Source organism: Mycobacterium sp., from assembly GCF_036490025.1.
Taxonomy (GTDB): Bacteria; Actinomycetota; Actinomycetes; order Mycobacteriales; family Mycobacteriaceae; genus Mycobacterium.
On record NZ_DASXEP010000192.1, the window covers coordinates 1 to 7,456 of the forward strand.

General features: G+C 66.1%; 8 protein-coding genes. 2 read left to right on the forward strand and 6 right to left on the reverse strand.

The genetic code is table 11. The annotated features are described in order from the left end of the window. Positions 1-159 (reverse strand): undecaprenyl-diphosphate phosphatase (locus VGG53_RS22565; protein ID WP_331520355.1); only part of this gene is annotated, 159 nt, incomplete at its 3' end. 129 nt (positions 160-288) lie between these two features. Here VGG53_RS22565 and VGG53_RS22570 point away from each other — a divergent pair. Both VGG53_RS22570 and VGG53_RS22575 read left to right on the forward strand, forming a co-directional pair. After that, the gene (locus VGG53_RS22570; protein ID WP_331520348.1) at positions 289-1,776 is read left to right on the forward strand and encodes an acetyl-CoA acetyltransferase; all 1,488 of its coding nucleotides are present in this window, start codon (positions 289-291) and stop codon (positions 1,774-1,776) included. Positions 1,777-1,863: 87 nt separating this feature from the next. Next, positions 1,864-3,957 carry an NAD-dependent epimerase/dehydratase family protein gene (locus VGG53_RS22575; protein WP_331520349.1) on the forward strand — a complete coding sequence of 698 codons (2,094 nt, stop codon included), beginning with the start codon at positions 1,864-1,866 and terminating at the stop codon, positions 3,955-3,957. Here VGG53_RS22575 and VGG53_RS22580 read toward each other — a convergent pair. From VGG53_RS22580 to VGG53_RS22600, 5 genes are all read right to left on the reverse strand, one after another. Beyond that, positions 3,950-5,179, reverse strand: coding sequence for an NAD(P)/FAD-dependent oxidoreductase (locus tag VGG53_RS22580; protein ID WP_331520350.1), 1,230 nt, complete (start codon positions 5,177-5,179; stop codon positions 3,950-3,952). The two genes, VGG53_RS22575 and VGG53_RS22580, sit on opposite strands and share 8 nt — an antisense overlap. 24 nt (positions 5,180-5,203) lie before the next feature. Further along, a complete protein-coding gene (locus VGG53_RS22585) occupies positions 5,204-5,929 on the reverse strand; it encodes a DUF72 domain-containing protein (protein ID WP_331520351.1) in 726 nt (241 codons plus the stop codon). A gap of 7 nt (positions 5,930-5,936) precedes the next feature. Beyond that, positions 5,937-6,572: an endonuclease gene (locus VGG53_RS22590; RefSeq protein ID WP_331520352.1), complete on the reverse strand. Its 636-nt coding sequence runs from the start codon at positions 6,570-6,572 to the stop codon at positions 5,937-5,939. A 42-nt stretch (positions 6,573-6,614) separates the two neighbouring features. Further along, entirely contained in the window at positions 6,615-6,947 is a 333-nt protein-coding gene (locus VGG53_RS22595; RefSeq protein ID WP_331520353.1) for a TfoX/Sxy family protein, read from the reverse strand. A gap of 22 nt (positions 6,948-6,969) precedes the next feature. Next, on the reverse strand, positions 6,970-7,456 hold a 487-nt coding region (locus VGG53_RS22600; RefSeq protein WP_331520354.1), incomplete at its 5' end, for a S16 family serine protease.

Sequence of the window (7,456 nt, forward strand, 5' to 3'; positions counted from 1 at the left end):
CGACTGGGGTGCGGACACGTCGAGGTCTTTTGCCCATTGCCCGCCCACCAGCGCCGGCACCAAGATCGAGTGCCCCAGGCTGGACACCGGGAACAGTTCGGTGACCCCCTGGGCGGCGCCGACGATCACGGCCTCGACGTAGCTCAAATGTGCGGTCATTCGTCGTTAGTCTCCGTCCCCTGAGGCATCTGAGTCGCTGTCTATCGCCGTGCGTGACACTAGCGTCACGCTCGCCGCCCAACGCGACGCTAGTGTCACGCTCGACGATCAGGACGCTACGTTCGTCGTATGCCCCTCGACCCCAGGACGCCGGTGCTGATCGGCTACGGCCAGGTCAATCACCGCGACGAGATCGACCCCGAAATGCGATCCGTCGAACCAGTGGACCTCATGGTCGCAGCCGCCCGGCAAGCCGCCGATGCCCGAGTCCTGGAGACGCTGGACTCCATTCGGGTGGTGAACGTGCTCTCGGCGCACTACCGGGATCCCGGGCTGTTGGTCGGCCAACGTATCGGTGCCGCCGACTTCACCACGCGGTACAGCCCGGTCGGCGGCAACGTGCCGCAGTCGCTGCTCAACCAGGCATGCCTGGACATCCAGCAAGGCCGCGCCGGCGTGGTGCTGCTCGCCGGGGCGGAAACCTGGCGCACCCGGCGAGGGCTGCGGGCCAAGGGCGGCAAGCTGGTGTGGACGGTCCAAGACGACTCGGTGCCGATGGCCGAGGTCAGCGGCGAGGACGTGCCGATGGCCGGCGACGCGGAGATCAGGATCACGCTGGACCGGCCCGCCTACATCTACCCGCTGTTCGAGCAGGCGCTTCGCATCGCTCGCGACGAGTCGCTCGAGGATCACCGCAGGCGCATTAGCGAATTGTGGGCTCGCTTCAACGCGGTCGCGGTCGACAATCCGCACGCGTGGATCCGCAAACCGGTCAGCGCCGAGGAAATCGCCGGGTCCGGCCCGCAGAACCGAATGATCAGCTGGCCGTACACCAAGCTGATGAACTCCAACAATATGGTCGACCAGTCCGCGGCGCTGATCCTGACGTCGGTGGAGAGCGCGACCCGTCTGCGCATTCCCACCGATCGATGGGTGTACCCGTATGCGGGCACCGATGCGCACGACACCTACGCGATCAGTGAGCGTGCCGAACTGCACCGGTCACCGGCCATCCGGATCGCCGGTGCGCGAGCGTTGCAGCTGGCCGGCCTGGGCATTGACGACATGGACTACGTCGACCTGTACTCGTGTTTTCCGTCCGCCGTGCAAGTCGCGGCGGCCGAGCTCGGGCTGCCGGTCGACGATCGCTCACGGCCGCTGACCGTGACCGGCGGGCTGACGTTCGCCGGCGGCCCGTGGAACAACTACGTCGCTCACTCCATCGCGACGATGGCCGAACTGCTGACGGCCAGCCCCGGCAAGCGTGGCTTGATCACCGCCAACGGCGGCTACCTGACCAAGCACAGCTTCGGCGTGTACGGAACCGAGCCGCCGTCATCCGAGTTTTGTTGGGAGGACGCGCAGTCCGCGGTTGACCAACAGCCGACGCGTACCGCGGCGGTGGAGTGGGAAGGCGTGGGCACCGTTGAAGCCTGGACGACGCCGTTCGACCGGGATGGCCGCCCCGAGAAGGCTTTTCTGGCCGTTCGCACCCCGGACGAACGTCGGACGCTGGCGCTGATCACCGAAACCGCAGCCGCCGCTGACACTGTGCGCGAGGACATCGGCGGCGCCAAGGTCACCGTCGGGGCAAACGGGACCGCGACATTGCAATGAGTTAACGAGGTTAGCTGAAAGCGTGCTGGAAGCGGCCCGCGCGATTATTGTCTTTCAATCGACTAGACGCCGTGGAGGTGCTCGGGCGTGCAGATCTTGCTGACCGGCGTCACCGGACTGCTCGGGCGCGCGATGGCCCGGCAGCTTCTCGCCGCCGGGCACAGCGTCACCGGCATTTCAGCCCAGCCACACGAAAACCTGCATCCCGACGTCGACTTCGTCTGCGCGCCGCTCGGCGAGCCGATACTGCAGCAGCTGGCCGGCACCTGCGACGTGGTGCTCCACCTCGCCCCGATCGAACCCGGCGTGCCCGGCAGCGCCGGGATCAACGGCCTGGTGCACGTGTCCCACGCGGCAGCGCGCGCGGGCGCCCGGTTGGTCCATGTTTCCGCCTCGGCGGGACAGCCCACTCTCTGCGAGCAGGCCGAGGCGCTGGTGTCCAGCAGTTGGGCGCCGAGCTTGGTCGTGCGGATAGCGCCGCCGATAGGCCGCCAACTCGACTGGATGATCTGCCGCACCATCGGCACCCTGCTGCACAGCAAGGCGCCGACCCGGCCGGTGCGGCTGCTGCACTTCGACGACCTGCTCCGATTCCTGGTGCTCGCGGTGGCGACCAACCGCAACGGCGTGGTTGACCTCGCGAGCCCGGACACCACCGACATAGCCACGGCGCGACGGTTGTTGAAGTCTGTCGGTCAGCGCCCGCGGCTGGCCCGGCTGCCGACCTGGCCTCAGCCGACTCCCGAACTCGACGCCACCGCGGTGCAAGAAGCATGGCCGTTCGAATTCGGTTGGCGCGCCACCGATGCGCTCGCCGACACCGCGCGCGGGTTGGCCGGCCGCAGGCTCGGCGTCAGGGGCGCGGTGAATTTACCCGGCCGTCTGCCACTACCGGTCGAGGTTGGTACGCGGACCGAGCCGTTGGACGGCACCCTGTTGCAATCGGCGTCGCCAGACGGACTCCAGGGCGAGTTCGACGACCGGGTCGACCCCCGCTTTCCGGTGTTCAGCGCCACACCGCTGGTCGAGACACTGCCCGGGCCGCTGACCCCGATGACGCTCGATGTGCAGCTTGCTGGATTGCGTGCCGCCGCGCGGATGATGGGCCCGCTGATGACATGCGGCGACGTGGTCACCGCCGAATGGGGGAGCAGGGCGATCGCGGTGTTCGGTCACCGCCCCTACGTTGGCGTTTCGGCAGGCGTGCTGGCCGCAGAGCAATTACCGGGCTGGGACGTTGACGAGGTCATCCGCAGGTCGCTGGGCCACTCACACGTCGACCCGCTGTTGCCGTTGGGACGCACCTCATCGACCGGCCGACTGCGCGGTTCTGCCGCCAAAGCGATCGTCGTCAAACGGGCTTTCGCGCTGTTGCGACATCTGAACTCCGATACCCAGGCGTACGTCGCGGCCGCGACAGCCGAGCATCTCGATCCGGCACAACTGATTTCACATTCGGATGCCCAGCTGCAGGCGCGGATCCGGTTACTGCGGGACCGGATCCACCAGGGTTGGAGCCTCACCGGACTGTGGCTGATCGACAGCGGCGTTACCGCAGCAACGGTGAAGCGCACCGGGTTACCCGTCACCGTCTCCGGGATCAGCGCGTTGTTGGAAAGCGATGCCGTTGCGGCCAAGGCCTCGACGTTGGCTGCGCTGATCCGAGACGACCAGCAGCTGTGCGCGCTGGCGATCGACAGGGACCTCGAGGGCGTCACTGCCCAGTCGCGCACCGTCGGTGCGGCATTTGCCTCGACCGTCAGCGGAATCGGGCACCGTGGCCCGGGCGAAGTCGAGCTGGCCAACTTGATGTTCGGTGATGATCCGGCGATGCTGCTTGCCGCCGCCGGTCGTGCCGCGACCGACTTTCCCCGGCCGATGCCCCCGGCCGGATCAGAGGCGACGCTGACCGAACGGATGGCAGCCAGCGCCCGCGCTTCGCGTGAGGCGGCCTACGACACGACTATCCGGTTCACCCATGAACTACGAATAACTCTGCGGGAGTTGGGTTCTCGGTTCGCCGCAGCGGAGCTCATCGACGTTGACGGCGAGGTCTTCTACCTCACCTGCGACGAGGCGATCACGATCCCTTCCGACGCACGGCTGCGGATCAAACGCCGGCGCGCCGAACGGGAGCGTTTTCAGGCGCTGCGACTGCCTGATGTGATCACGGTCAGCTGATGTCAGCCAACGACGCCTGCGGATCGGCCAACTTGCCCGGGTCCACGACGGTCTTCTTACGGATCAGGCTCTTGATGTCGTCGAGCACATCCCAGATGTTGACGTTCATTCCCGCCAGCACGTGTTTGTCGGCGTCGAGCCAGAAGGCTACGAATTCCCTGCTGTCGACGTCACCGCGAAACACCACCTGGTTATAGCTCGGCGCATAGCCGGCGTACTCCATACCCAGGTCATACTGATCGGTGAAAAAGTAAGGCAGCTCGGAGTATTCACCGGGTTCGCCGAGCATACCCGCGACCGCGACGGCGGGCTGCTTGAGCGCGTTCGCCCAGTGTTCGGTTCGGATCCGGTCGTCGAACAGCGGATGCTCGGCCGCGGCGATGTCGCCGACCGCATAGATGTCGGTGTCGCTGGTGCGCAGCGATGCGTCGACGAGCACCCCGCCGTGATCCGTCGACAGGCCGGCCTCCTCCGCCAACTCGATGTTTGGCTTCGCACCGACCGCGACCAGCACCCTGTCGGCGGTGACCGTCGATCCGTCGCCTAGCTTCAGGCCGGTGGCCTTGCCGTCGGCAGTGGTGATTTCCTTGACTTCGGCTTCTAGACGCAGGTCCACGCCATGGTCGCGATGTAGCTGGGCGAACACGTTGCCGACTTCTTCGCCGACCGCTGCACTCAGCGGCACTTTGGCGGTCTCGACCACGGTGACGTCGATGCCGCGTGCACGGGCGTTTGCGGCGACCTCCAGCCCGATCCACCCTGCCCCGACCACTGCCAGCGAGGATCCTTCGAGCAGAGCCGTATTGAGATTCGACGCGTCGTCGAACTTTCGCAGGTGATGCACTCCGGTGGCATCGGCACCCGGAATCGACAGCCATCGCGCCCGTGATCCGGTGGCCAGCAGCAACTTGTCGTAGCGGACCTCGGTGTCGTCTGAGAGAGCGACGGTGTGAGCGTTCCGGTCTACCGCCAGCACTTCGGTGCCGGTCCGTAGGTCGATGTTGTTGTCCCGGTACCAGTCTGAGTCGTGGACGGTGAAATCGCTGAGCGATTTCTTGCCCGCAAGGAAGTCTTTGGACAGCGGCGGTCGCTCGTACGGTAGGTATTGCTCATCCGAGAACAGCACAACCTTTCCGTCGAAGCCTTTCTCGCGCAACGCTTCCGCCGCCTTGGCTCCGGCAAGCCCGCCGCCGGCGATAACGAATGTGTTCTTGTTGGCCATGGTCTCCACCCTACTCAGTTCCGCTCAACCCAACAGACCTTGCAAAACCCGCGCATTGCGCACGGCGTGGCCGTGCGGGTCGTTGTTGAAATACATCCAGACGTCTCTGCCTTCACTGCTCCACTGACCGATCTGTTCGGCCCAACCGAGCAGCTCGTCGGGCGAATAGGAGCCCGCGTACATGGCGTCCGGATCGGGTCCGTGCATGCGCACGTACACCAAATCGGTGGTAGCACGCGGGATACACGGCAGTCCCGCACCGCTCATCACGACATAGGCGGCGCCCCGACTCTCCAGCAGTGCGTAAACTTCGGGCTCGTCCCAGGACGGGTGCCGCAATTCCATTGCCACGCGGATCGCTGACGGCATGGCCGAGAGGAATCCGTCGAGACGGGCATCATCGCGCCGTTGTTCGGGATGCAGCTGCACCAGCAATACCCCACTGCGATCGCCCAGTGTCTGCCAACAGCTTTCGAACCGTTCGATCCACGGGCCGACCGAGGCCAGCCGCCGGTAGTGCGTCAACCCGCGATGCGCCTTGACCGACATCGCAAAGCCGGCCGGTAGCTGCTCACGCCACCCGGCGAATGTCGAGTCTTTGGGCCAGCGGTAAAAGCTCGCATTCAATTCGACGGTGTCGAACTCTTCGACGTAGCGGCTCAGCCGGCGTGCGGGCGCCAGCTTTGGCGGATAGAGCACGTTGAGCCAATGGTCGTAGGACCACCCGGAAGTCCCGATCCGCACGCTCACCGCCCGGTCAGCCGGCTACCTGCTGGCGCACGTCGTCGTCGAGCGAGGCACGCACCAGCGCTGCGGCCAGACGGGCGTTGGCGCGCGGCGCTAGAGCGCCCAACTTCGCCGGATCGGCAGGCAACCCCAGCGTCTTGGCGGTCCGGGTGGCGCGTTTGTCGAAGTGCGGTCGCACCCAGGTCCAGACATCTTGGACTTCGCGCAGGAAGATGTCGGCACCGGTCTCGCCAATTCCCTTGAATTCCTTGAGCATTCGTTTGACGGCATCGACGTCGTCGGCACTACGCCGGGGAATTTCGCGCAGGTCACCGGAGTACTCGTCGACGACGCGCTGAGCCATCTCGGTCAGCCGCGTTGCCGAACTCTCGTCGTAGCGGACATAGTGCGCACGGCCGAACGCGTCGATCATCGTTTGCCGTTCGGCATCCAGCACGGCCTTCGGCGTCCTGAGGCCGTCGCTGAACAGTTCGCGCCCGGCGCGCATGGCGATCGTCGCGTCGATCGGCTTGCTGGCCAGCATGCACAACACCAGCAGCTGAAACAGCGGCATCGGCTTGTCGCTGATCCGGACGTTCGCTTCGGCGGCGTACGTCGTCCCGGCGACCTTCAGCAGCCGTCGGACCACCTGCTTTTGCTGGTCCATAAGCCACCGCGTACCCGTAGTGCGGGTTCGCAAACGTGCCGCTTACTTGGGCGGTAGACCTCGCGCATACTCAACGCCGCGTGTCACCCAGTCCGACAGTTGGCGTTTGCTTTTCACGCCGTCGGCCGCCACGCGTATCCACCCGCGGACTTCGCGCCCGGCCATCACCATCGGGCCGACATGGGCTCGTCCCAACAGCTTTTCGGTGTCGTCCGGCGGTACCCGCACCATGAGGCCGCCCTGCCCGCTGACCGCCACCGACATGTTGCCGTTGACCAGGAATGCCAAGCCGCCGAACATCCGCTTCTCGTCAACGCCGCGCAGCGCACCCAACAGCTCGCGGATGCGATCGGCAAGCTCGGTGTCGTAGGCCATGTTCACCGCAGGCTAGCGGATATCACGCCGCGGCGGTCACCGCTTGCGAGGCAGGCTCCAGCGCCTGCGCGACGATCTCGGCGACATCGGTCATCGCCTTGACGTCCAATGCCTCGAGCACCTCGGCGGGCACGTCGTCCAGGTCCGGCGCGTTGCGCTGTGGGATGAACACCGTCGAGAGCCCGGCCCGCTGTGCGGCGAGCAGCTTCTGCTTCACCCCGCCGATCGGCAGCACGCGGCCGTTCAGCGTGACTTCGCCGGTCATCCCGACATCGGCACGGACCTGTCGCCCGGTTGCCATCGACACCAGCGCGGTGACCATCGTGACGCCGGCCGACGGACCGTCCTTGGGGACGGCGCCGGCGGGCACGTGCACGTGGATCCGCCGGTTCAGCGTGGCGGGGTCGACGCCCAACTCCTCGGCATGCGAACGCACGTAGGAGAGCGCGATCTGCGCGGACTCCTTCATCACGTCACCCAGCTGACCGGTCAACTGCAAGCCCGGCTCA